The 21748-nt window shown below is 71.0% G+C and carries 20 protein-coding genes, 1 tRNA gene and 1 pseudogene; 19 read left to right on the forward strand and 3 right to left on the reverse strand.

Annotated features, from left to right (window positions below; all coding sequences use genetic code 11):
• Positions 1-196: 196 nt before the first annotated feature.
• Together ABTZ54_RS31150 and ABTZ54_RS31155 are read left to right on the forward strand one after the other, a co-directional pair.
• On the forward strand, positions 197-883 hold the full coding sequence (locus ABTZ54_RS31150; protein WP_351669605.1) for a sigma factor: 687 nt from the start codon (positions 197-199) through the stop codon (positions 881-883).
• Positions 884-1110: 227 nt separating this feature from the next.
• Positions 1111-2193 carry a ferritin-like domain-containing protein gene (locus tag ABTZ54_RS31155; RefSeq protein ID WP_351669607.1) on the forward strand — a complete coding sequence of 361 codons (1083 nt, stop codon included), beginning with the start codon at positions 1111-1113 and terminating at the stop codon, positions 2191-2193.
• Positions 2194-2227: 34 nt separating this feature from the next.
• Here the strand turns inward: ABTZ54_RS31155 and ABTZ54_RS31160 are convergent, their stop codons facing one another.
• Positions 2228-3421 carry a low temperature requirement protein A gene (locus ABTZ54_RS31160; protein WP_351669609.1) on the reverse strand — a complete coding sequence of 398 codons (1194 nt, stop codon included), beginning with the start codon at positions 3419-3421 and terminating at the stop codon, positions 2228-2230.
• 310 nt (positions 3422-3731) lie between these two features.
• Here ABTZ54_RS31160 and ABTZ54_RS31165 point away from each other — a divergent pair, with 310 nt between their 5' ends.
• The 4 genes from ABTZ54_RS31165 (at position 3732) to ABTZ54_RS31180 (ending at position 6484) form a co-directional block, all read left to right on the forward strand.
• The gene (locus tag ABTZ54_RS31165) at positions 3732-3986 is read left to right on the forward strand and encodes a hypothetical protein (protein WP_351669611.1); all 255 of its coding nucleotides are present in this window, start codon (positions 3732-3734) and stop codon (positions 3984-3986) included.
• Positions 3987-4823: 837 nt separating this feature from the next.
• Positions 4824-5033: a hypothetical protein gene (locus tag ABTZ54_RS31170; protein WP_351669613.1), complete on the forward strand. Its 210-nt coding sequence runs from the start codon at positions 4824-4826 to the stop codon at positions 5031-5033.
• A 629-nt stretch (positions 5034-5662) separates the two neighbouring features.
• Positions 5663-5839, forward strand: a complete 177-nt coding sequence (locus ABTZ54_RS31175; RefSeq protein WP_351669614.1) for a hypothetical protein — start codon at positions 5663-5665, stop codon at positions 5837-5839.
• Positions 5840-6265: 426 nt separating this feature from the next.
• Positions 6266-6484, forward strand: a complete 219-nt coding sequence (locus ABTZ54_RS31180) for a hypothetical protein (protein ID WP_351669616.1) — start codon at positions 6266-6268, stop codon at positions 6482-6484.
• Here ABTZ54_RS31180 and ABTZ54_RS31185 read toward each other — a convergent pair.
• Positions 6464-6778: a hypothetical protein gene (locus tag ABTZ54_RS31185; RefSeq protein ID WP_351669618.1), complete on the reverse strand. Its 315-nt coding sequence runs from the start codon at positions 6776-6778 to the stop codon at positions 6464-6466. The genes ABTZ54_RS31180 and ABTZ54_RS31185 overlap by 21 nt on opposite strands.
• Positions 6779-7930: 1152 nt before the next feature.
• On the opposite strand from ABTZ54_RS31185, the gene ABTZ54_RS31190 reads away from it, so the two are divergent.
• The 9 genes and pseudogenes from ABTZ54_RS31190 to ABTZ54_RS31225 all read left to right on the forward strand — a co-directional run bounded on the left by ABTZ54_RS31190 (position 7931) and on the right by ABTZ54_RS31225 (position 18967).
• Complete coding sequence (locus ABTZ54_RS31190; protein WP_351669620.1) at positions 7931-8626, forward strand: CDGSH iron-sulfur domain-containing protein; 696 nt, start codon at positions 7931-7933, stop codon at positions 8624-8626.
• A gap of 89 nt (positions 8627-8715) precedes the next feature.
• Positions 8716-8796, forward strand: a pseudogene (locus tag ABTZ54_RS35750) (ATP-binding protein); the annotation flags it as partial.
• Positions 8797-9116: 320 nt separating this feature from the next.
• Positions 9117-10310, forward strand: a complete 1194-nt coding sequence (locus ABTZ54_RS31195; protein ID WP_351669622.1) for an ROK family transcriptional regulator — start codon at positions 9117-9119, stop codon at positions 10308-10310.
• A gap of 257 nt (positions 10311-10567) precedes the next feature.
• Entirely contained in the window at positions 10568-11884 is a 1317-nt protein-coding gene (locus tag ABTZ54_RS31200; RefSeq protein ID WP_351669624.1) for an extracellular solute-binding protein, read from the forward strand.
• Complete coding sequence (locus ABTZ54_RS31205; RefSeq protein ID WP_351669626.1) at positions 11874-12896, forward strand: carbohydrate ABC transporter permease; 1023 nt, start codon at positions 11874-11876, stop codon at positions 12894-12896. The genes ABTZ54_RS31200 and ABTZ54_RS31205 overlap by 11 nt, the downstream gene beginning before the upstream one ends.
• Positions 12893-13774 carry a carbohydrate ABC transporter permease gene (locus ABTZ54_RS31210; RefSeq protein WP_351669628.1) on the forward strand — a complete coding sequence of 294 codons (882 nt, stop codon included), beginning with the start codon at positions 12893-12895 and terminating at the stop codon, positions 13772-13774. The genes ABTZ54_RS31205 and ABTZ54_RS31210 overlap by 4 nt, the downstream gene beginning before the upstream one ends.
• 9 nt (positions 13775-13783) lie before the next feature.
• A complete protein-coding gene (locus ABTZ54_RS31215; RefSeq protein ID WP_351669630.1) occupies positions 13784-15406 on the forward strand; it encodes a beta-N-acetylhexosaminidase in 1623 nt (540 codons plus the stop codon).
• A 42-nt stretch (positions 15407-15448) separates the two neighbouring features.
• Positions 15449-18304 (forward strand): discoidin domain-containing protein, encoded by a 2856-nt coding sequence (locus tag ABTZ54_RS31220; RefSeq protein WP_351669632.1) that lies wholly within the window; start codon positions 15449-15451, stop codon positions 18302-18304.
• Between the two features lie 399 nt (positions 18305-18703).
• Complete coding sequence (locus tag ABTZ54_RS31225; RefSeq protein WP_351669634.1) at positions 18704-18967, forward strand: hypothetical protein; 264 nt, start codon at positions 18704-18706, stop codon at positions 18965-18967.
• Between the two features lie 473 nt (positions 18968-19440).
• Here the strand turns inward: ABTZ54_RS31225 and ABTZ54_RS31230 are convergent, their stop codons facing one another.
• Positions 19441-19617, reverse strand: coding sequence for a hypothetical protein (locus ABTZ54_RS31230; RefSeq protein WP_351669636.1), 177 nt, complete (start codon positions 19615-19617; stop codon positions 19441-19443).
• Between the two features lie 267 nt (positions 19618-19884).
• On the opposite strand from ABTZ54_RS31230, the gene ABTZ54_RS31235 reads away from it, so the two are divergent.
• The 4 genes from ABTZ54_RS31235 (at position 19885) to ABTZ54_RS31250 (ending at position 21494) form a co-directional block, all read left to right on the forward strand.
• A complete protein-coding gene (locus tag ABTZ54_RS31235; RefSeq protein WP_351669638.1) occupies positions 19885-20424 on the forward strand; it encodes an IclR family transcriptional regulator in 540 nt (179 codons plus the stop codon).
• A complete protein-coding gene (locus ABTZ54_RS31240; RefSeq protein ID WP_351669640.1) occupies positions 20381-20833 on the forward strand; it encodes an ester cyclase in 453 nt (150 codons plus the stop codon). Before ABTZ54_RS31235 ends, ABTZ54_RS31240 begins: the two co-directional genes overlap by 44 nt.
• Positions 20834-21107: 274 nt before the next feature.
• Positions 21108-21335 carry a hypothetical protein gene (locus ABTZ54_RS31245; RefSeq protein ID WP_351669642.1) on the forward strand — a complete coding sequence of 76 codons (228 nt, stop codon included), beginning with the start codon at positions 21108-21110 and terminating at the stop codon, positions 21333-21335.
• Between the two features lie 76 nt (positions 21336-21411).
• Positions 21412-21494: transfer RNA gene (locus ABTZ54_RS31250), tRNA-OTHER, on the forward strand.
• Positions 21495-21748: the final 254 nt, after the last annotated feature.

Genomic DNA, 21748 nt, shown 5'->3' on the forward strand with positions numbered 1-21748 from the left:
TCAGGGACTCTCGCGGGCCCCCGGGGGAAGCCCACCAGGGGCCCATGGACTGCGCCCCCCGGGGATCCCACGGACTCCACCACGGGGTACCACGGACTCCACCACGGGGAAACAAGGGCGCGGGGAACGGTGCCCCGCGGCGAAGGTGGAAACACGCCCTGAACAGGCGCCCCCCTTCCACCACGAGGAGTTCCCCATGCCCGCGACCGCCTCGCAGACGACGACCCGACCCGCGCCCGCGCGCCCCGCCGGCCACGACGACATGGACACCGCCCTCGGCACCTTCCTGGCCGAGCGGACACGCCTCTTCCGCATCGCCTACCGCATCCTCGGCGACGTCACCGGCGCCGAGGACGTGGTCCAGGAGGTATGGCTGCGCTGGCAGCTCACCGACCGCGCAGCCGTCGAGAACCCGGCCGCGTTCCTGGTGACCGCCACGACCCGGCTGGCCATCAACGTGGTCCGCTCCGCACGCCACCGCCGCGAGGTCCCCGTCGAACTCCGGCTGGCCGAACTCGGCGACCGAGCCGCCTCGGACTCCGCACCGAGCGTCGAGCACAGCGTGGAACAGAGCGTCGCGATCGAGGGCGCCCTGGCCCTCCTCATGGCGCGACTGACCCCCGACCGCCTGGCCGCCTACGTCCTGCGCAAGGGCTTCGGCTACGCCTACGCGGAACTCGCGGCACTGCTGCGCATCAGCGCCCCGAACGCCCGGGTGGTGGTCCACCGGGCACAGGCCCGCCTGGAATCCGCCAGAGAACACCCGGTCCCCGCCGACTCACACCGCCGCCTCACCGCCGCATTCCGCACCGCCGCCCACACCGGCAACCTGGACACCCTGGTGGAACTGCTCACCCCTCACCCCGTCGAGCAGGCAGCGTGACACACCGCCCGGACCCGGACCATGTCACACGGTTCAACACACCATGCTGAGCGCGCACCAGCGAAGCCGGCAAGGAACAGGCGATAGCCCCACACCGAAGTGAATTCGAACCACCGGTACAGCGCCTCGTCGACTACGTGTCATCTCCACCGGACAGTGTCACAGATACCCCCGCTCACTGGTCAGTGCACTGACACCCACGCCGACGAGCCGAAACGAGCTTCCCCATGCCCCAGGACCAGTCCACCACGACCGACACCACCGCGGCCGCCGCGACCGCGACGACCGGCATCACGACCCTGGAAGACCTGCGCACCCACCTGCAGTGGGCGATCGAAGTCGAGCACTCCACCCTCCCGCCCTACCTGACCGCCCTCTACTCCCTCGACGCCGAACGCAACCCGGACGCCGTCCAGTTGATCAGCGGGGTGTTCGTCGAGGAAATGATCCACCTCGCCCTCGTCGCGAACCTGCTCAACGCCATCGGCGGCGAACCCCGCCTCGACGCACCGCACATGCTCCCGCCGCACCCGCGGACCATGCCGCACGCCGACCCCTCCATCGAGCTGGCACTCCTGCCGTTCGGCAAGGAAGCCCTCCGCATGTTCCTCCGCCTCGAACAGCCCGCGCACCCCGGAGACGCGGCGGAAGCCGACCACTACGAGACGATCGGACAGTTCTACGACGCGATCGAGAAGAGTCTGCTCGACCTGTGCGCCGAACTCGGCGAGGACCAGGTCTTCACCGGCGACCCCGCCCGCCAGGTCGCCGCCGGCCCGTTCGCCCACACCGCAGGCCGCCTCGCCCCCGTCACCGACCTGCGCACCGCACTCGCGGCACTGGAGGAGATCGTCGAACAGGGCGAGGGCGCCGCACGCGCCGACGTCTGGGACGGGGACACGGACGTGCTCCACCCCGAAACCAAGGCCGTCTCCCACTTCTACCGCTTCCAGGAACTCGCCGCAGGACGCCGCTACCAGGCCGGTGACACCCCCCAGTCCGGCCCCACCGGGGAAACCGTAACGGTGGACCCGGCCGGAATCCGGCTGGTGCGCCCCAACCAGCAGCTGGCCGACCACCCCGAAGGCCACGCGATCCGCACCGCGCAGCAGGCGTTCAACCAGACGTACTGCAAGATGCTCCAGATGCTGGAGCAGGCCTTCAACGGCAACCCGGCGATGCTGGGCACGTCCGTGGGCACCATGTACGCGGCCAAGAGCCAGGCACAGACCCTGATGGCGATGCAGGACGACGACGGCCTGGCGGCCGGCCCGACCTTCGAGTACATCGCCCCCGAGGACCGCATCTAACCGCCCCACACGCCCGCCGCCCGCGACGAATCGGTCAAGCCCCGGCCCCCTCTTCCTCTTCCTCCTCCTCGCGCCGCGCGAGGAGGACGGACCCCGCGATGAGCAAAGAGGCGACGACCCCGGTCCCGAGCACGGCAAACGGGGTGAAGGTCAAGCACAGGACGACCACAGCCGCGGCAGGCGGAAGGACATCGCCTGCCGCGGACACCCGGACGGCCCGCCGGTGCAGCAGCCACACACAGCTGACGAAGAGGGCGACGGGCACCGTGAACACGGCCGCGGCCTGGACATCACTCAGCGCACGATCACCGGTGACATGAGCGACGTTGACCGCGAGCGCCGCACCCACGGCAGCCGCCGAGGCGAACACCACGTAGTGCCCGTACCCCCACCACATCGCCGTCCTTTGCGTCCGCAGCCGCCGAGGCGCGTCCTGGGCGAAGTACATCCACCACAGCGCGAACACGGTCAGCAGCCCGCCCAGCGCGACCGGCAGGACGGAACCGAGCAGTTGGTGAGTCTCCGACGCGGCACCGACGGCCAGACCGGCGGCCATCACGGACTCGCCGAGCACGATCAACGTGAACAGGCCATATCGCTCGGCGATGTGCTGAGGATGCCAAGTGGTGCCCTCAGCCCGCTCGGCCCACACCGGCACAGCCAGCTCCAGCACAGCCAGAACGGCGAACGAGACGGTTCCACCGCCCACCGGCACGGCCAGCCGCACCAGCCACGCACCCTGCAGCACCAAGATCCCCACGGCATACCGCAACGCCGACCGCCGCCGCCCCCGGTCCGTACAAGCGGCACGCACCCACTGACTGACCATGGCAAGCCGCATCACCACATAACCCCAGGTGATAACAGCAAAATCTCCATGCTCCAAGGCCTCGGAAGCCCCAGCAGCCATGACCAACGCACCAATGATCTGAACCAACGTGAACAACCGATAGAGAACATCATCAGTGTCATAGGCCGACGCGAACCAGGTGAAGTTCATCCACGCCCACCAGATAGCAAAGAAGACCAGCACGTAGCCGAGCAGACCACTCCCCGCACGCCCCGAGACCAACTCATGCTCAAACGCCGACGACGCCTGCGCGACAGCCACCACAAAACACAGATCGAAGAACAACTCCAACGCACTGGCGGCACGATGCTCCTCACCGGCCCCGCGAGCCAGCATCGGCCGGTACCAGGCGGTGAACACCTTCGTGGACTGACTCATGACGTCCTGATCTCTTGAGCGGAACAGCCACCGGCGACGCCTTCGACAAGAAGCCGGCGCCCGTCGGCCGAGGTCGTTGCATACGACCAGCCGCCACCACGATTTGTGACAGCCCTCGCCGGGACGCCCGTACTGGGCCCGTACGGGTGGTGTCGTCCCTCTCCCGGACCTGCTTCGGCCCTCTGAGTGGGAGCCGGGCGCGGGGGAGGGGTGATGATCGGGGGTGTCCGTACTCCGGTGGGAGCCGTGCGGCCCCGCCCGAACGAAGGCAGCCCCCATGCCCCTGCGTAGGATCACCGTTTCCGCCGCTGTGAGCGCCCTCGCTCTCGGTGCCCTGGCCTTCGCCGCCCCGACGGTGCAGGCCGCGAGCGCGAGTTCGTGCAGAGAGGCGGTGGACAACACCAGGTACCACCTGGAACTGGCCGATTCCCCCACCAGCGCCACCGACTGGCAGTCCGTACGCGACGACGCGCAGCGGTACCTGGACGAGCACCCCTGGCAGAGCCCGGGCAACCAGGCGCTTCAGCAGGACATCGACGACCTGAACCGGCTCTGCGCGGCGTAAGCCTGCCCCCGGCGGATCCCCGGCGTGACGGGGGGCGAAGCCGTCCGTGCTGGATCGTTCGGACGGCTTCGCCGATCTCCCCGCAGCCCAGGCCCGGGGAGCAAGCCGGCCTCCCCGTGATGCGACGCCTGCCCGATGACCGCCCCCCCCGGAGCCGGCGGTGTGCCACGCCGGCTTCCGCCGCCCCAGCGGCTCGGCTCCGTGTACGCGGTGAACGTCTAGGTCTCCGGGTTGCTTCCAGATGACGCAGGCGAGGGCCGGTAGATCCGTACGGGCCGCAGGCTCTCCCCGCGGCCAGGGCGGCACCACCACCGGACCGACTGCCGGCTGACCGGCCGGATGACCGACGACCAGGCCGGGGCGTCGTCCGCTGGCTTACCGCTCCGGGCACCACTCCGCTCGCCGTCCCCCACGGCCTGCGGATCGCTGACCGGCCGGGCGACTACGACGGCCACCCCTCAACACCGCGGCCCCGGCCCCGGTGCTGACCGGAAAGGTGCTGTCTCACGCTCACGCGGTTCCCCACGATGGGCGGGTGTCTGAGGATCGCCCTGTGAAGCGGTCCGGCTCGTCCCCGATCAGAGGCGCGCAGGTGGCGGGCCACTGGTGACGCTGTCGAGCAATGCCGTGGAGGCGGGGGACCGGTTCGCCTGCTGCTCCGACCATCTTCCCCATCACGCTCTCCACCCCGCACACCGAGGACTTCCGTTCCGAGGTCTCCGCACTCCAGCTCGGCGTGATTCAGGTAGCGCATTTCACGTTCCCGCCGCTGCGGGCGGCCCGCACGGCACGGCACATCCGGCGGGTTACCAGTTGGGCTGGTCGCGGCGCGGGGAGATGGGCTGCACCCAGCTCCGAAACGACGGGTTCATCGCCGCGGGCGACATGGTCCTCTTCGACGCCTCCCACCCCTTGGAAGCCGACACAAAAGGTGGCGGAGCGGGCATGGCCGAGGTGACCCTGCTGCGCATCCCGAGGAGCTCATTGTCCCTGCCCGCCGCGCAGGCCGACGGCTCCTTGCTCGACGGCAGCCCCACGAAGGGATGAGCGGTGTCCTGCGCCGCCAGCACCTGGACACCCTGGTAGCGCAGGCGTCTCGGCTCGGGCCCGCCGAGGCCCACCGACTGGGCACCGTCACCGCCAACCTCGTCACCTGCTTCGCAGCAAACATGCTCGACAGGAAGAGGCTCGCGCCGCCGGAGACCCGCACAGCGGAGCTGCGCGCCCGGATCGTCGCCTTCATCGGACTCGATCTCGCGGCCCCTGAACTGCGGCCGGCTTCCATCGCCGACCATCACCACATCTCGCTCCGGACCCTCCACACCCTCCTTCCTACAGGAGCCCGCGACCATCCGGCGCCTGCGGCTGGAAAGGTGCCGCGCGGACCTGGCCGACCCACGGCTGCGCGACCTGCCGATCGCCGCCCTCGCGGCCCGGTGGAGGCTGCTCCTGCCAGCCGAGTTCAGCCGTGCTTTCAGGGCCGCGTACGGGATGATCCCAGGCGACGGCCGGGCGGAGGCGGCCCGTTCTTAGGGCCGCGCGGAGAAGAGGTCCGTTGAAGCCGACCCTTCGTCGTATCGCCACCGTCACCGCCCTCCTGACCGCTCTGGGCCTCGGCATCGGGGGAACCTTCTTTAGCGAGTTCGACGGCGGTGGCTACCTCTGGCTGGCACAACGTGCCGACCTGGTTCAACGACCTCGCGACCTCGGCTTGGAACCGCACCTCGGTCACCGTCAACATCTTCAAAAACGCCCACCAGGGCGGCTATCTGGGCCCCATGCCTGGCTGGTTCAAGGGCAACCTGAACTCCGCCCATAACAACATGATGAGCTCGGTCGATTCACTCTGCTGAACGGTACGGGCTCCAGGTCGGATGATGGTCCCGCGCGCGTTCGGGGCTGCGGGACCATCACCTGGGCACACCCGTCCTGTTGAGTGACCCATCTGGACCGTACGAACCCTCCACGCCGAGGTCCAGCTGGCCGCCAGCGTCGGGCCGGGGGAGGGGGCACGAGGTCCCATGATGCAGCCTTCGGGCTGCTTCACAGACCGTTCAACGCCGAGGACCTGAAGCCGGAGCATGCCAAGGCGCTCCGCGACTACCTGGTCCAGATGGTGAAGACTCTGAGCGAGAAGCGTCCGGCGGACAGCTTCGAGGGCCCGGGCCGCCCGCACCATGCGGGAGGCGGTCGGCGTGCAGGCGGACGAGCTGACGCACTACTTCGAGGACGATGAGCCCGAGACGCTCAAGGCCCGCAAGTAGGCCTGGAACCGGCTCGTGTGGTTCCTCTGGCCGTGGGAGGGCACCTCCGCGTACGACGCCCATCAGTGGCGGCTGGTGCTGCATACGGACGCCGAAGACGCCGTCGAAGTCGCCCGCCAACTGCTCGACGCCCGGGAGTACGCCGCCGCGCGCAGGAAGCGGCTCGCCGACATGCTGGATGACCGGTGGCGGCTGCCACCGCCCCGCCGGAGCTCACCCTGCCTGCCGCAGTGAGGCGGATGACACCGGCCGTCCGGCGCGCTCGGCGGGGGCCCGCAGGATTGCGGCGACCCGGGTGGAGTCGTTGGCCTGGCGCTGCTCGGCACGGATGTCCTTGCGCGACGTGGCTGTCCTGTCCTGCTCGCCGTCCTTGGTGTCGGGGAAGGCGCGGGCGCCGAGTTCGCAGCACCTGCCCTGGCGTGTCATGGTGCCGACGAGGGCGGGATCCTGCTGGGGGGGCGTGTAGGAGGTGTGGTGGAGGGCGAGCGCGTGCCGGAACCCCTCGGAGGCGGTCTCGCGGGTCTTCACTGGCCCGGCGGGCGCGGTCGCCTTCCCGGCGGCAGGCGACAGGCGAGGCTGTCGGCCAGGAGCTGCGCCCCATCCGTGTGGCCGGCGAACCTGATCACCCGGGCCGACTCGCTACGGACAGCGGTCTCCACCAGTTGGCTGGCGGCCGAACGCTCCAGGCGCGCCCCACACCAGGTCGACAGCCAGGCCGCCCCCCCCGATCCCACGGCTACAGGGACCCTTCCCCCGCTGCTGCCTGACCTGACCCCCGCCGTCCAGGCATCGCCCCGAACCGTCGGCAACCGACCGCGGCCGTCGTTCTCGCCTTCTACGCCCGGGGGCGTGCCCACCCAGTATCTGCCCTTGAAAGGACGGGGTTGGTCTCCCTCGCCAGACCCGGAGCCGTCCCATCCGGGCTGCTCAAAGACAGAGCCGGACGGCGACCTCACACTACGCCCACTGCACCTTCGGGTGTACGGGAGTCAGCGCCCTGATCCTCGAACTGACCGAAGGCCCCCGCGCGACCTTCGAGCCGCCCGCTCTGACCGTGCTCCTGGCCCGCGTCCATGCAACCCACCGGGCAGAACACGAGGACAGAGGACGATCGGGATGAGGCAGGCCGTAGTGATTGAGCCCGACGAACGGGTGCCGGGGTGCCGCTTGACGGTGCGTCTGGACGCTGCCGGGCGCGGCAGTACGGCGGTGCGTATCTCGTACAGCCGTACTGCCTGCGCCGAGCAGCGTCTGCCGGACTGCCACACCCATCTTCCCGACACCAGTCGGCCACGTACCGAACCCTGCCGACGCGCCGATGTAGCCGTAGTAGGCCTTGAGCCAGGTCTGGCGCTTCTGCCTGAGCAGTGGTGAGCCAGAGGTTGCTGACCTCGGCAGGAGTGAAGTCGCTGGCGCTCGTGGTGCACCAGCTGTCCGTCGAGGCGACTGCTGAGGACGGCTCGCACCTCATCCGCCGCGACCGCGCCGATGGAGGTCCGGGTGGCCGTGCTCGTGGGATCGCGGCCGTATGGACGGTTCTGGGGGTGGGGTGTGCGTGTCTCGGGAGGTGGAGGTGGTTGCGAGAGCCGATGGTTTCCCTGTTGTCCCTGTTGTCCCTGTTGTCCCTGTGGCCACGCGCCGCATGCCCCCCCGCGACCCTTCCTGTACGGAGTTCCCCACATGTCCGACACCCCCCACGTCCAGGTCACCGAGAACGGTCCCTACGTCGTCACAGGTGGTGTGCCGTTGAAACGGCATGCCATCAAGGCCGATGCCGAAGGAGGGTCGCGGGGGTGGGAGGAGATGGAGTCGTTCGAGACCGGAGGCGAGTACCGGCTCTGTCGGTGCGGGCAGTCCGCCGCCAAGCCCTTCTGCGATGACAGCCATGAGCGCGTCGGGTTCGACGGGCGCGAGAGCCCGGGTGCGAGGGTGCCGTACCTTCAGCAGGCGCAGGAACAGGACGGGCCCGAGGTCGTGCTCACCGATGCCCAGAAGTTGTGTGCCTTCGGGCGGTTCTGCGACGTCGACGGGTCGATCTGGGCACAGGTCGAACAGCCGGGTAACGCCGAGCGGGTCCAGGAGGAAGCGGGGAACTGCCCCGGGGGGCGGCTCGTCGCCTGGAAGGTGGAGGGGGAGTCCGCCCGGCCGCTGGAGCCCGAAGTCTCGGCGTCCATCGCCGTCGTCGAGGATCCCGCCCAGGGGGTTTCCGGGGGGTACCGGGTGTGGGGGTCCGTCCAGGTCACCGGGGCCGACGGGCACGCCTACGAGCTGCGCAACCGGGTCGCCCTCTGCCGGTGCGGCGCCTCGCGGAACAAGCCCTTCTGCGACGGCTCGCACGCCGCCATCGGGTTCCGGGACGGCTCCGAGGTGGGTTGACTGGTTGTAGTGATGTAAGTGGCTAAAGGGGGGCTTGCAGTGATGTCCGATGCCGGGTCTGGTGGTGTGGAGCGGCTGACTCCGCCATCCGGCCCGGCGTTCTCATCCTCGACGACTTCGCGATGCGCCAACCGTCCGCGGCCCAGGCTGACGACCCGTACGAGCTTGTCGGCCCAGGCTGACGGCCTCTACGGCGCCCCTCCTCGCCCTCCAGGTCCACCCGCATCCGGCTGACCTGCGGCGCGCCGTCGGCAAACATCGTGCGGACGTACGTACCAGATGCGGGGGCGAGGAGCCGGATGCGGACGGCTGCGTCGAAGGGCGCGGTCATGGCGCGAGGCGAGCCTCGCGGGGCGGGCAGGCGCAGGCGCCCCGGCCCCACTTCGCTCCTGCCTCGACGCGACCTCTTGACAGCACGCGAACAGGTGGCGAATATCTCAAGCGAATTAAGTAAACGTGTCTAAGAAAACGTCGCGAGAGGATGCGTCGCATGAGGAAGTCCGTCGCCACGCCCTCCGTCAGGGTGCCGTCCCGGCCCCCGCGTGTTCTCGACGCGCTGCCCGCCGTGCGCCAGAAGCCGTCCGAGCGGGTCAAGGCTCAGGACGGGAGGGCGCACAACCGCTCTCTCGTGCTGGCCACGCTCTACCACCGGGGAGCGATGAGCCGTGCCGACCTGACCAGGGTCTGCGGGCTGACCGCGCCCACCATCTCCGCCCTGGTCGCGGATCTGGAGGCGGAGGGGCTGGTGGCCGACTCCGGGCCCCTGGTCGGTGCCGGGCTCCGGCGGGGCAAGCCCTCGTCCCTCGTGGAGATCCGGGACGACGCCGCCGTTCTCGTCGCCCTGGACCTGTCGCCCAGCGACTGCTTCCGGGGCGCGGTGACCGATCTGCGCGGCCGGGTCCTCGCGCGGGCCGAGACGCCTCTAGGCAAGGCGTCCGGGGCGGCGGCCGCCGCACTGGTGGAGGAGCTGGTGGCCGAGCTGCTCGCGCGGGCCCCGCGGCGGGTGCTCGGGGTCGGGATCGCCTCTCCCGGGATCGTCGACGACCGCGGGACCGTACGGCAGGCCGGGCACCTCGGCTGGACCGAACTGCCGCTGACCGAGCGGCTGGGAGCGCGGTTCGGGGTGCCGGTGCACGTCGGGAACGACGTCAACGCGGCGGCCCTCGCGGCCTGGCACTTCCATGACGTGCGGGCGCAGAACCTCATGGTCATCACCACCGAGCACGGTGTCGGCGCCGGGCTCATCATCGGGGGCGAGCTGGTCGAGGGCGAGCAGTTCGCCGCGGGCGAGATCGGGCACATCACCGTCGCCGAGGACGGTGAACCGTGTGTCTGCGGGCGGTCCGGCTGCCTCGATCCGCTCATTGACTCGGGCCATCTGCGCAGGCGGCTGGCGGCGGCGCCCGCCGCCGGCCGGCCCGCCGTGCTCGCGGAGGCCGGCCGCGCCCTGGGGATCGTGCTGGCCCCGATCGCCAGCGTGCTGAACCTGAACGAGGTCGTCGTCGCCGGGCCCGCCGATCTCCTGGAGGGCCCGTTCGTCGAGGCGGCCCACGCGGCCGTCCAGGCCCGCACCCTGCATCCCATCAGCGCTTCGGTGCACATCCGTGTCCTGTCGGCGTACGCCGAACTCACCCTGCTCGGCGGTGTGTGCCTGGTGCTCGCCGCCGAGTTGGGCGTCCTGTAGCCGAGGGTCCCAGGCCCCCGCCCCTCGCCCCACCGCCACCCGCCGTATCGCCCTATCGCCGTACCGCCGTCCGACTCCCCGCCGTCCGACTTCCCGCGGTCCGGCTCCCCGGCGCCGTCCGATTCCCCGGCGCCAGACGGCGCCAGACGCCGCCAGACGCCGCCCAACGCACCGTTCACGTGCGCCCCTCCCGTACCCCTGCCACTCCTCCCTCCCGCATGCCCGGAAACAACCGGTCCGAACGATCAGGAAACGCCATGAAGTACTTCAGAACCGCCGTGGCCCTCACCTGCGCCCTCGCGGCACCTCTCGCGCTCACCGCCTGCGGCAAGGGCGCCGGCGCCGACGGCGCGCCGAAGGCCGTGCCCTCCGGTTCGGGCAAGGGCCGGACCGTCACCGTGTGGGTGATGGAGGGCGACTACTCCGACGCCTCGCTCAAGGCGATCAACGACCGCTTCACCCAGGAGACCGGGGCCCGGGTCAAGGTCCAGACGCAGAGCTGGGACGGCATCACCACCAAGATCACCACCGCGCTCGCCACCCCCAACCCCCCGGACGTCCTGGACCTCGGCAACACACAGGTCGCCGGCTTCGCCGCCACCGGCGGCCTCCTGGACCTCAGCTCCTACGCCGCCGACCTCCGCCAAGGCCAGACCTGGCTGCCCGGTCTGGTCGAACCGGCCACCGTCGACGGCAAGTTGTACGCGGTGCCGGGCTTCGCCGGCGCCCGCGCCGTCATCTACAACAAGAAGACCTGGGCCCGGGCGGGCGTCACCGAAGCCCCATCGACCTTCCCCGAACTGACCGCCGCGCTGAAGCGGGTCAAGGCCGCCAACCAGGCGAAGGACTTCTCCGCGCTCTACTTCCCCGGCCAGAACTGGTACGCGGGCATGCAGTTCGTCTGGGACGCGGGCGGCGACACCGCGGCCAAGAACGGCGACAAGTGGACCCCCGGCTTCGGCACCCCGCAGGCGCAGGCCGGTCTCGAAGCCTTCCGGACCTTCCAGAACGAGTTCTCCGTCCCCGCCTCGCGGACCGTCGACCCGGCCAGCCCCGACCAGGTGCAGGTCTTCGCCGACGGCAAGGCGTCCGCCATCATCGCCACCAGCGGCTTCCTCGGCCGCATCAAGGAAGCCAACCCGGCGCTCACCGACGCCGACCTGGGCACCTTCCCGCTGCCCGGCGCCTCGGGCGGGACCCAGCCGGTGATGCTCGGCGGCTCCGACTGGGGCATAGCCGTCAAGAGCGCCAACGCGGACCTCGCCGTGCGGTGGACGAAGATCGCGGCGAGCCCCGAGATCCAGAGCAAGTGGATCGTCGGCCACGAGGGCTTCGTCCCCAACAGCACCGAGGGCATCGAGGCCGCCACCCCCACCCTGGACGCGCGGCGCAAGGCCTTCTTCACCGCGGCCCTCAACTCCAAGGCCACCCCCGCCAGCGCCCACTGGGCGGAGCTGGAGGGCAACAAGGCCGTCAACGACCTGTTCTCCTCCGTCGCCTCCGGCAAGAAGAGCCCTGCCGACGCCGCCAAGGACTTCGACGCCCGCGCGGACAAGGTCCTCAATGCCCGGTGACACGGTTCTCGGGCGCCAGGACACCACCTCGGCGCCCGCCCCCGCCCCCGTCCCCGTGACCGTTCCCGCCCCCGTGACCGCCCCGAAGTCCGCGCCCGGGACGCCGCCGCCGCGCCGGCGCCGGCGCCGGACCCACGCCCACTGGTGGCTGCTGTCCCCGGCCGGTCTCGTGATCGTGACCGTCACCCTGGCGCCGATCGGCTTCCTCCTCTTCACCTCCTTCACCGACTACGACCAGCGGTCCCTGTTCACCGGCGAGTACGCGACGGTCGGCACCGAGCAGTACGCCGAACTGCTCGCCGACCCGGCGTTCTGGCGGTCGCTCGCGCGCACGGTCTGGTTCACCGCGGCGATGGTCGCGGGCAGCGTGGCCGTGGGCACCGGCGTGGCCCAGCTCCTCACCCGGCTGGGCACGGCGCTGCGGATGACCGTCACCGTGGTCCTGATCTGCGCCTGGGCCATGCCCACCGTGGCCTCGTCCCTGGTGTGGAAGTGGCTCTTCCAGCCCGGATACGGCGTGGTCAACTGGCTCCTCACCGCCACGGGCCTGTTCGGCGACCTGACCGGCACGGACTGGGCGAACGACCCGGCGCTCGCGTACACCTCCATCTGGCTGCTCGTGGTGTGGCAGGCGGTGCCGTTCATCGCGCTCACCCTGTACGCCGCGCTCCTCCAGGTGCCGGCCGAGGTGCAGGAGGCGGCCCGCATCGACGGCGCGGGCGAGCTGCGGGTGTGGTGGTCGGTGACGCTCCCGTTCCTGCGCCCGACACTGCTGCTCGTCACGCTGATGTCGGTGATCTGGGACTTCAACGTCTTCAACCAGATCTGGCTGATCTCCGGCGGCGGCCCCGACGACGCCACCACCACCCTCGGCGTCTTCACGTACAAGACCGCCTTCGTCGGCTTCCGGATCGGTCAGGGCGCCGCCCTCTCGGTGATCACCACCGCGATCCTGGTGGGCGTCACCGCCCTCTACGTCCGCCGACTGCTCCGCTCCGGGGAGGACCTGTGACCCACCCAACCCCGCGCGCCCGCCGCCGCCCCGCGACCCCGCGCATACGCCGCCGCCCCGCCTCGCGGCCGCTGGCCTCCGCGCTCGCCCTGGTGTTCTGTCTGATCTGGATCTTCCCGGTCTACTGGATGGTGATCACCGCCTTCAAGCCCCGCTCGGAGGCGATGACGCCGACGCCCCGCTTCCTGCCCGGGACGCCGACCCTGCACAACTTCGACGTGGCGATCAACCACACCGGCTTCCTCGGCAACCTGGTCAACAGCCTCGTCGTGGTCGGCGCCACCGTGGCCTGCGCCGTCGTCCTCGGCGTGCTGGCCGCCGCCGCGCTCTCCCGGTTCCGGTTCACCGGGCGCCGCACCATCATGGTGACGATCCTGATCGTCCAGATGCTGCCGGGCACGGCCCTGCTCATCCCGACCTTCCTCGTCTTCAACGAACTGGGACTCCTGGGCACGTACCTCGGGCTCGTGCTCGCCTACGTGGCCGTCGTCCTGCCCTTCACGATCTGGGTGATCCGCGGCTTCTTCGCCGCCGTGCCCGTCTCCGTCGACGAGGCCGCCCGGATCGACGGCGCCTCCACCTGGCAGCTCCTGACCCGCATCCTCTTCCCCCTCGTCGCACCGGGGGTGGTGGCCGCCGGCGTCTTCTCCTTCATCGCCGCCTGGAACGACTACCTCATCGCGTACACCTTCCTGAAGGACCAGGACCGCTACACGCTGCCGATCTGGCTGTCCACCTTCACCACCCCCGCCACCGGCACCGACTTCGGCGGGCAGATGGCCGGCTCGGTCGTCTTCTCCCTGCCGGTGATCGCCTTCTTCCTCCTCATCCAGCGCAAACTCGTCTCCGGCGTCTCGTCCGGGGCCGTGAAAGGCTGACCCGCCCGCATGCTGCTCCCACGCCCGCACTCGCTGACCCCGCTCGACGGAACGTTCCTCCTCGGCCCGGACACCGTCCTGTCCGCCGGACCCGGCACCGTCGACACCGCCGAATGGCTGCGGTCGGTCCTCCGCCCCTCCACCGGACTGCCGCTGCCGCCGCGCGCCCCCGCGGGGGACGAGCCGGCCATCACCCTGGCCCTCGACCCCGCCCTCGCCGCCGAGGCGTACCGGCTCGACGTACGGACGGAGGGCGTCACCCTCGTGGGCGGCGCCGCCTCCGGGGTGTTCTACGCCTGCCAGGCGCTGCTCCAGCTCCTGCCGCCCGCCGTCCACCGCCGGGCCCGCGTCGACGCCGTAACGAGCCTGCCGGTGCCCGCCGTGTCCGTACGGGACGCGCCGCGCTTCGGCTGGCGGGGGCTGATGCTCGACGTGGCCCGGCACTTCATGCCGAAGCACGATCTGCTGCGGCTGGTGGACCTGCTCGCCCTGCACCGCCTCAACACCCTCCACCTGCACCTGACCGACGACCAGGGCTGGCGCCTGGAGATCCGGCGCCACCCCCGGCTGACCGAAGTCGGCGCCTGGCGCGCCGAGTCGCAGCGCGGCGCCGCGGTCGACGCCCCCGGCGACGGCAGGCCGCACGGCGGCTTCTACACCCAGGACGACATCCGGGAGATCGTCGCCTACGCGGCCGAGCGGCACATCACCGTGGTCCCCGAGATCGACGTGCCGGGCCACTCCCAGGCCGCCATCGCCGCCTACCCAGAGCTGGGCGTGACCGGGGCGCCGACCGCCACCTCCACCCGCTGGGGGGTCAACCCCCGCGTCCTCAACACCGAGGACAGCACGGTCGCGTTCTACCGCGACGTCCTGGACGAGGTCATGGAGCTGTTCCCCGGACCGTACATCGGCCTGGGCGGGGACGAGTGCCCCACCACCCAGTGGCGGGAGGATCCGCGCACCCAGGAACTCATGCGGCAGCGCGGGCTTGCGGACGAGACGGCCCTGCGCACCTGGTTCACCGGGCGGCTCGCCGCGCACGTGACCGGCGCCGGACGGCGGGTCTTCGGCTGGGACGAGATCCTGGAGGGGCCCGTCCCTGAGGGCACCGTGGTGGCGTCCTGGCGCGGCCTGACCGGCGCGCGCACCGCCGCACGGCGCGGCCTGGACGTCGTCTCCTGCCCGGACGACCAGGTCTATCTGGACTACCGCCAGTCCGAACACCCCGACGAGCCGATCCCCTTCGCCGTCCCCCTCACCCTGGCGGACACCTACCGCTTCGACCCCGTCCCCGACGGGCTCACCCCCGTCGAGGCGGCCCGTGTCCTCGGCGGCCAGGCCAACGTCTGGACCGAACACATGGACTCCCCGCGCACCGTCGACTACTACGTCTTCCCCCGGCTGTGCGCGATCGCCGAAGCACTCTGGAGCGGCGCCGAGCGCGACTTCGCGGACTTCCGCCGACGTCTCGCGGAGCATCTGCCGCGCCTCGACGCGCTCGGCGTCGAATACCGCCGCGACACCGGTCCGCTGCCCTGGCAGACCCGGCCGGGCATCGCGGGCAGGCCTGCCGACCGGCAGGAGTGGGCCGCTCTGATCGACTCACTCGTCGCACCCATCAGGGACTGAGCGGCCTCCACCCTCCCCCCTTAGGCACCAGCAGGAGGAAACATGCGCGACAGAACGACCCCGGTACGCCGCACGGCGGCGGCCGGCCTGGGCCTCGTCACGGTCCTGGCCGCCTCGGCGACCATGACGGGCGCGTCCGGCGCCCAGGCCGCGGCGGGCTCACCGGGCACGGTGACCATCGCCGGCAGCTGTCTGGACGACGCGAACTCCGCGACCGCCGACGGCTCCGTCGTCCGGATCTCCGCGTGCGACGGTTCGGCGGGCCAGAACTGGACCTGGCACACCGACGGAAAGCTGACCGTGACGATCGGCTCCGTCACCAAGTGCGCGGACATCACCGGCGGTTCCAACGCCAGCGGGGCCCTCGTGCAGCTCTACGGCTGCACCGGCGTGGCCCAGCAGAAGTTCGCGTACCTCCCCGACGGCACCGTCTACAGCAGCAAGTCCGGCAAGTGCCTCGCCGTACAGGGCGGTTCGGTCACCAACGGCGCGCGCGTCGGACTCGCGCCCTGCGACCCCGCGCAGGCCGTGCAGAAGTGGGGCGCCACGACCGCCCCCAAGCCCCGCTACCTGCTCTCGGCCGGCGCCACCCTCACCCTGAACAACGGCGCCGACACCCCCGCCTCCGTCTACACGGACGCGGACGGCTCGTTCTGGTTCCAGGACGCGGTGGCGCTGTACGGGGCCACCGAGCCGCGCGTGTGGAACTTCTTCTCCGGCCAGGACTTCGACACCGCCACCAAGAACGCCATCAGCACGGCCGCCGACCCGGCCAACCCGGTCGACCGCAACAACGACACCACCTGGCGCTGCAACAACAGTCCGACCGGGGTGGAGTCCACGTACGCCACCGGCACGGGCTTCTCCGAGCGCAACTACTGCGACCTGGTGGGCGTCTGGGTCGACCCCGACACCGGCTGGTGGTACGGGCTGGTGCACAACGAGTTCACACCGTCGCCGTTCGGCGACGGGCTGCACTACGACTCGATCGACTACGCCGTCTCCAAGGACCGGGGCACGACCTGGAAGATCCAGGACCACGCCCTCACCTCGCCGTACAGCACCAAGCGGGGGGACACCGCGGCCTTCCCGAAGCAGACGTACTACTACGGCGACGGCGACCCGCGCCTGTTCGTGGACCACGCCTCGGGCTACTTCTACGTCTACTACGCCAGCCGCGTGGTGACCAAGCCGGGCACCGCGGGCGGCAGCGTGTGGCAGCAGCACGTGGCGCGGGCGCCGATCTCGGGCAAGATGGCGGCCCAGACCTGGCAGAAGTGGTACGACGGCGCCTGGACCCAGCCCGGTGTCGGCGGCCTGGAGAGCAACATCATCCCGGCGGACGGCGACGGCGGCGGCTACACGCCCCCGGCCGAGGACTACAAGCCGACCAGCACCGGGGGTGCGGCCGCCCAGGTCGCCGCGGGCACCCTGCCCGACCACTCCCAGCTGACGGTGATGAACATCGCCTGGAGCGCGTACCTCGGCAAGTACATCGGCACACCCCAGAACAACATCGCCCAGAACACCGGCACCGGCACCCCGCTGCACCTCTACGCGACCGACGACCTCGCCACCCAGAAGTGGACCGATCTGGGCCTGGTCCCCGGCACGGACAACGCGGCCTGGTACCGCTGGCTCCTCGACCCGGTCAACCGGACCAGCTCCACCGTGCTGGGCCGCACCTTCCGCTCGTACTGCCTGATCGACTGCCCGAACGCGGGCTCCGAGATCACCGTCGAGCCGCGCTCATCGGCCGACCTGCCCGCCCCGGTCACCACCGGCGCCGGCTACCGGATCGCCACCGGCGGCGACCGCTACCTGGCGCAGAGCGGCTCCGCCGTGACCACCGGAAGCGACGCGCAGCTGTGGCGGTTCACCGCCACCGGCGACGGGTTCTACACCGTCACCAACGCGGGCAGCGGGCTCGCGCTCGGCGTCGCCGAGACCAAGGCGGGCCGCGCCTGGGGTGCGGCCGTCTCCCTCGGCACCGCGGGCTCCGCCCCGTCGGCCGGCCGGCAGTGGTCGGTGCAGATGGTGACGGCCGCTCCGGCCCAGGGCGGCGCGTCCACGCCGACCGGCGCGTACCGGCTCGTCAACCGCTACAGCGGCCTGGCCCTCAGCCTGACGGCCCAGTCGGTCGCCACCTCGCCGCAGCGCGGCTGGGACAACACCGGCACCACGGGTGACACGCGGCCCGCCGCCGCCCAGCAGCTCACGCTGACCCCCGCGGGCGGCTCGGCGAACACCGTCACGGTCACTCCGCCCGCCGACCAGAGCACGCCCGTGGGTACGCCCGCCACGGCCGTGCAGGTGCAGGCCCAGGACTCCGCGCCGGCCCAGACGCTCACATACACCGCGAGCGGCCTGCCCGGCGGGCTGTCCCTCGACCCCGCCACCGGACGCGTCACCGGCACCCCTGTCACCGTCGGCCGGAGCACGGTCACCGTCACCGTCACGGACACCACCGGCGCCTCCGGTTCCGCCGTCTTCGTCTGGACGGTGACCGGCACGGACCTGGCACTCGGCCGCCCCACGACGGCCTCGTCCACGGAGACCTCGGGCCTGACGGCGAACCTGGCGACGGACGGCAAGCCCACGACACGCTGGGCGAGCGCCTACACGGACCCACAGTGGCTCCAGGTCGACCTCGGGACCACCCGCACCATCACGTCGGTCCAGCTGAACTGGGAGACGGCGTACGGCAAGGCGTACCAGATCCAGACCTCCGCCGACGGCACCAACTGGACCACCGTCTACAGCACCACCACGGGAGACGGCGGCACGGACACACTGACGGGCCTGAACACCTCCGGCCGCTACATCCGCCTGTACGGCACGGCCCGGGGCACGGGATACGGCTACTCGCTCTGGTCCTTCGAGGCGTACGGCTCCTGACGGGACGCCCTGGCGTCCTCCTGGACTCGGCGGCGGGGGAGCGCCGCTCATGTACGGGGCCTCCCTCACGGCGGAGGGCAGGGGTGTCTGGGTGGCTGGCGCATGATCGAGGCGGTGATACGGCGTGCTCTGGGGACCAGCCGACGTGACCGACCGGAGGCGAGCCGGATCACGACGAGGGACCACAACGAGGGACCACGACGCCGGACCACGACGAGGGACCTCGCAAAGTCCCCGACCGATCCACGGGGGAAGCTCGAACAGATTCGGCTAGGCGCCGCCGTGCACAGCCCAGTGACAGCGCCCGTCGGGATCGGTCTCGGCTCCGCACTCCGATACGCCGACGGCGCGCAGCTCCGCGAGATCGACAGGAACGGGATCCGTGTCTGGCGCGGGGTTGTGGCTGTACACAGCGATCGCCGCAGCGGTACCGGCCTGGTCGGCGAGATGGAGGCTGATGCGTCTCCCGCCGTCATGCACGGCCGCTGCGACCAGCCGTCGAACCACCCGGTCGACCTGGGCCCTGTGGCCGTCGCCGAGCCGGGGCGCCAGGCCGTGAGCTGGTCCAGAACGCGGGCGGACGCCCGCCCAGCGACCCAGGGCACGGACTCGAACGGCCAGTTCGCCCCCCGCCGGTTCCGCATGATCGCGACCCGGCGGTAGGGGCGCGGGTTCTGGGGGTCCTTCGGGTCCGGGCGGGGCAGCTCGACCGGCTTCTTCGGCGGCGGGGGAGTCTTCGGCGGGCAGTAGGGCACCCTGCCTTTGCCCGGCTCCATCTCCCCGGTCATGCCAAGACGGTACCCATCGGCGGCCCTGCCAGGCAGCCGCTCGCCGGGACCCGGCCGTGGCCGCCGGTCATCCCCGGCGCGCTGTTCCGCCTGGCCGTGATAGCCCTGCGCCGAGGCCCGGACTGGGAGGGGAAACCGCGTCATCTCCTCCTGAAGGCGGCTCAGCTCGGGCACGGCGACGCACGTCGTCTCCTGCAGCTGCCCGATGACGGGACTACGGCAGGGGCTCGGGTCCGGCCTGAGGACGAGCTCTTCTGCGACGAGGTCCGCGAGTGCCTGGCGCGCTCCGCCGGATCGCCGGCCTCGCCCTGCGACCCTCTCGACGCCCCCCCGAACCGAAGCCGAACATCACGGGGCGGCGCAGACGCCGGCGGAAGCGGGCGCGGGAACGAGCGTGCCCGACCTGGTGCTGATGACGCCGCCCGTCCAGCCGACGATGCCGAGCCCGCCCCCGCGCACCAAGGACGACTCCGAGCCACCCGGCGGGCGCATCTGCATCCCGTCCCCACCGACTGTCGCTGCCACTGCCCGACCTGCGGCAGACACCCTCCCGCCTGATCCTGCCGGGCACGCCATCGTGGTGGTCGGCCGACGCCCTGCGCCCGGCCCGGCTGAACCAGCTGGCCCGCCCGCCGCCGCCCGGGAGAGCTGGCAGGTCACCCAGCGGACCCGGGACATGCTCCAGCTCATCGGACCGGAGCCACGATCAGCCTCGCCGCCCAGGTGCTCGCCTGGCTACGCGAACACAGGTTCCTCGAAACCTGCGACGGCATCCACTACCCCGGCCAGCTCATGACCAAGCTGACCGTCGGCTCCCTGCTCACCGACACACTCGCCGACCTCCGCGACGAACTCGGCGCCGCCGTCTACATCAGCTCCCACACCGACGGCGAGATCGTCATCCAGGAAGCGCCCTCCAGCGCCCCCGCCCCGGCCGTCAACGAGCAGACACCCTTCGGCCTAACCGCCCACGCCAACGCCGTCGGCAAGAGCCTGCTGGCCCAGCAGAACTTCACCTCCCGCATGGACCACCTCAGCAGGTACCCCTGCCTCCAGCTGCCCGACCGCACCATCACCGACGAACGCCCCCTCTTCCACCACATCGACTTCGACGATCCGCACGCCGCCCAGTTCGCCCTCCTGGAATACGCCGACACACCGACCTGTGCGTCGCCTACTCCCTCGGCCTGCCCCACCGCGCATCCCCCCGCGTGGCACTTCCCGGTGGCTCCCTGCGCCCGGCACGCAAAAGATGGGGAAGGACCATTCCTTGGCGAAGGGACCTACTGTGGACAGTGTCCAGCGCAACATGCAGGTGTTCGCGTCAGGTGACCGCTCGTGGAACGCGCGCACCGACGACTTCATCATGGCCCACACCCCGGACTGCGTGGTGCACCAGCCGGGGTCGCACGAACCGCGGGTGGGACGCGCCGACCACATGGCCGACATGGAGGTCTTCTTCAAGGCATTCCCGGACATCGAGATCGGTCCCGTCGGAGACGACGGCCGCCCCCGCTACCAGACGCAGTTCGGCAGCGGGGAGTGGATGGCCGGCATCAGCGTGATGAGCGGCACCCACGAAGGCGAACTGAATCTCTTCGGCAGAGTCGTCCCGCCGACCGGCAAGAAGGTCGAGATCACGCTTGCCACCATCGCGCGCTTCGAGGACGGCAAGATCGCCGAGGAGTACCTCTTCTACGACATGCTGCTGCTGGCCAAGGACTTGGGCGTCTGGCCATGAGGCCGGAGGACTGACCCGGCACCTGCCACCGCCGGCACCTCGGTGTCACGCACACGAGATACCGAGGTGTGCTCACCTAAGAGGGAGGAGTAGGAGCAGCAGGTAAAGATCTTCAGGATCGCGTGCGCCCAGGCCGGCCAGGACGAGTGGAAGGTCTCGGCCGTCGGCTACGACGCGTCCTCCGCGGGAACCCACGCTGTTGCCAGACCCGGCTCGTAGCGTCGAGGGGAACAGGACCGAGACGGGCCCGGCCCACCGACAGCCGGGAGCGGCCATGGGCCAGATCAGCGTGACACCGGAGCACCTCGACCACCTCCTCCCGGCCCCCGCGAGCACCTGCACCCACCCCTTCCAACGTGCGTTCGCCGAACTCGCCGCCTCCCACTGCGAGCGCCCGACCGCCCAGATCGTGCCGCTGCCGACCAGGCGCTCCTCGGCTTCACGGGCGCCGACCTGGCCGAGCAGACCGAGGCGATCAGCAGCGGCGCCCCGCACGATCTGAGGGTCCGCGTCACCGCCCGGTAGGCCGCCGGAAACCTGCGCGCCCACAGGCGGCGTCGCTCTACGGTGCGCGGGCAGCCGTTGTCGTCTCAGCGGCCCAAGGCGCCCGACACCGGCCCGCCCGGATTGGGAAACCCCGGTTCGAATCCGCGCAGCGGCTGCGGTCCGCTGATGGCGATCACGCGCGTGTCGTGCCTGACCGGGACGCAGACCACGGGGGGCATCTGGAGGAGCAGCCCTGGAGCGGCCACGCCCGACCGACGGCGCCGGGGCAAGCGGGTTCACACGGTGATGCGTACGCGGGCTGGGTCGATGTCCACCTACGGCCTGTCCGGCGGATCTTGTGGTTCTGGGTGATCGGTTCGTTGCGGTTCACCCGTCGGTTGCACTGTCAGCTCGGTTCGCTAAGGTCTG

This window comes from Streptomyces sp. NPDC094032 (assembly GCF_040303965.1).
In the GTDB taxonomy this organism is placed as follows: domain Bacteria; phylum Actinomycetota; class Actinomycetes; order Streptomycetales; family Streptomycetaceae; genus Streptomyces.

Coding starts and splice junctions, on each gene's coding strand:
- ABTZ54_RS31150 (WP_351669605.1), top strand. CDS start 197: ATGCCCGCGACCGCCTCGCAGACGACGACCCGACCCGCGCCCGCGCGC.
- ABTZ54_RS31155 (WP_351669607.1), top strand. CDS start 1,111: ATGCCCCAGGACCAGTCCACCACGACCGACACCACCGCGGCCGCCGCG.
- ABTZ54_RS31160 (WP_351669609.1), bottom strand. CDS start 3,421: ATGAGTCAGTCCACGAAGGTGTTCACCGCCTGGTACCGGCCGATGCTG.
- ABTZ54_RS31170 (WP_351669613.1), top strand. CDS start 4,824: ATGGGCTGCACCCAGCTCCGAAACGACGGGTTCATCGCCGCGGGCGAC.
- ABTZ54_RS31190 (WP_351669620.1), top strand. CDS start 7,931: ATGTCCGACACCCCCCACGTCCAGGTCACCGAGAACGGTCCCTACGTC.
- ABTZ54_RS31195 (WP_351669622.1), top strand. CDS start 9,117: ATGAGGAAGTCCGTCGCCACGCCCTCCGTCAGGGTGCCGTCCCGGCCC.
- ABTZ54_RS31200 (WP_351669624.1), top strand. CDS start 10,568: ATGAAGTACTTCAGAACCGCCGTGGCCCTCACCTGCGCCCTCGCGGCA.
- ABTZ54_RS31205 (WP_351669626.1), top strand. CDS start 11,874: ATGCCCGGTGACACGGTTCTCGGGCGCCAGGACACCACCTCGGCGCCC.
- ABTZ54_RS31215 (WP_351669630.1), top strand. CDS start 13,784: ATGCTGCTCCCACGCCCGCACTCGCTGACCCCGCTCGACGGAACGTTC.
- ABTZ54_RS31220 (WP_351669632.1), top strand. CDS start 15,449: ATGCGCGACAGAACGACCCCGGTACGCCGCACGGCGGCGGCCGGCCTG.
- ABTZ54_RS31235 (WP_351669638.1), top strand. CDS start 19,885: ATGACCAAGCTGACCGTCGGCTCCCTGCTCACCGACACACTCGCCGAC.
- ABTZ54_RS31245 (WP_351669642.1), top strand. CDS start 21,108: ATGGGCCAGATCAGCGTGACACCGGAGCACCTCGACCACCTCCTCCCG.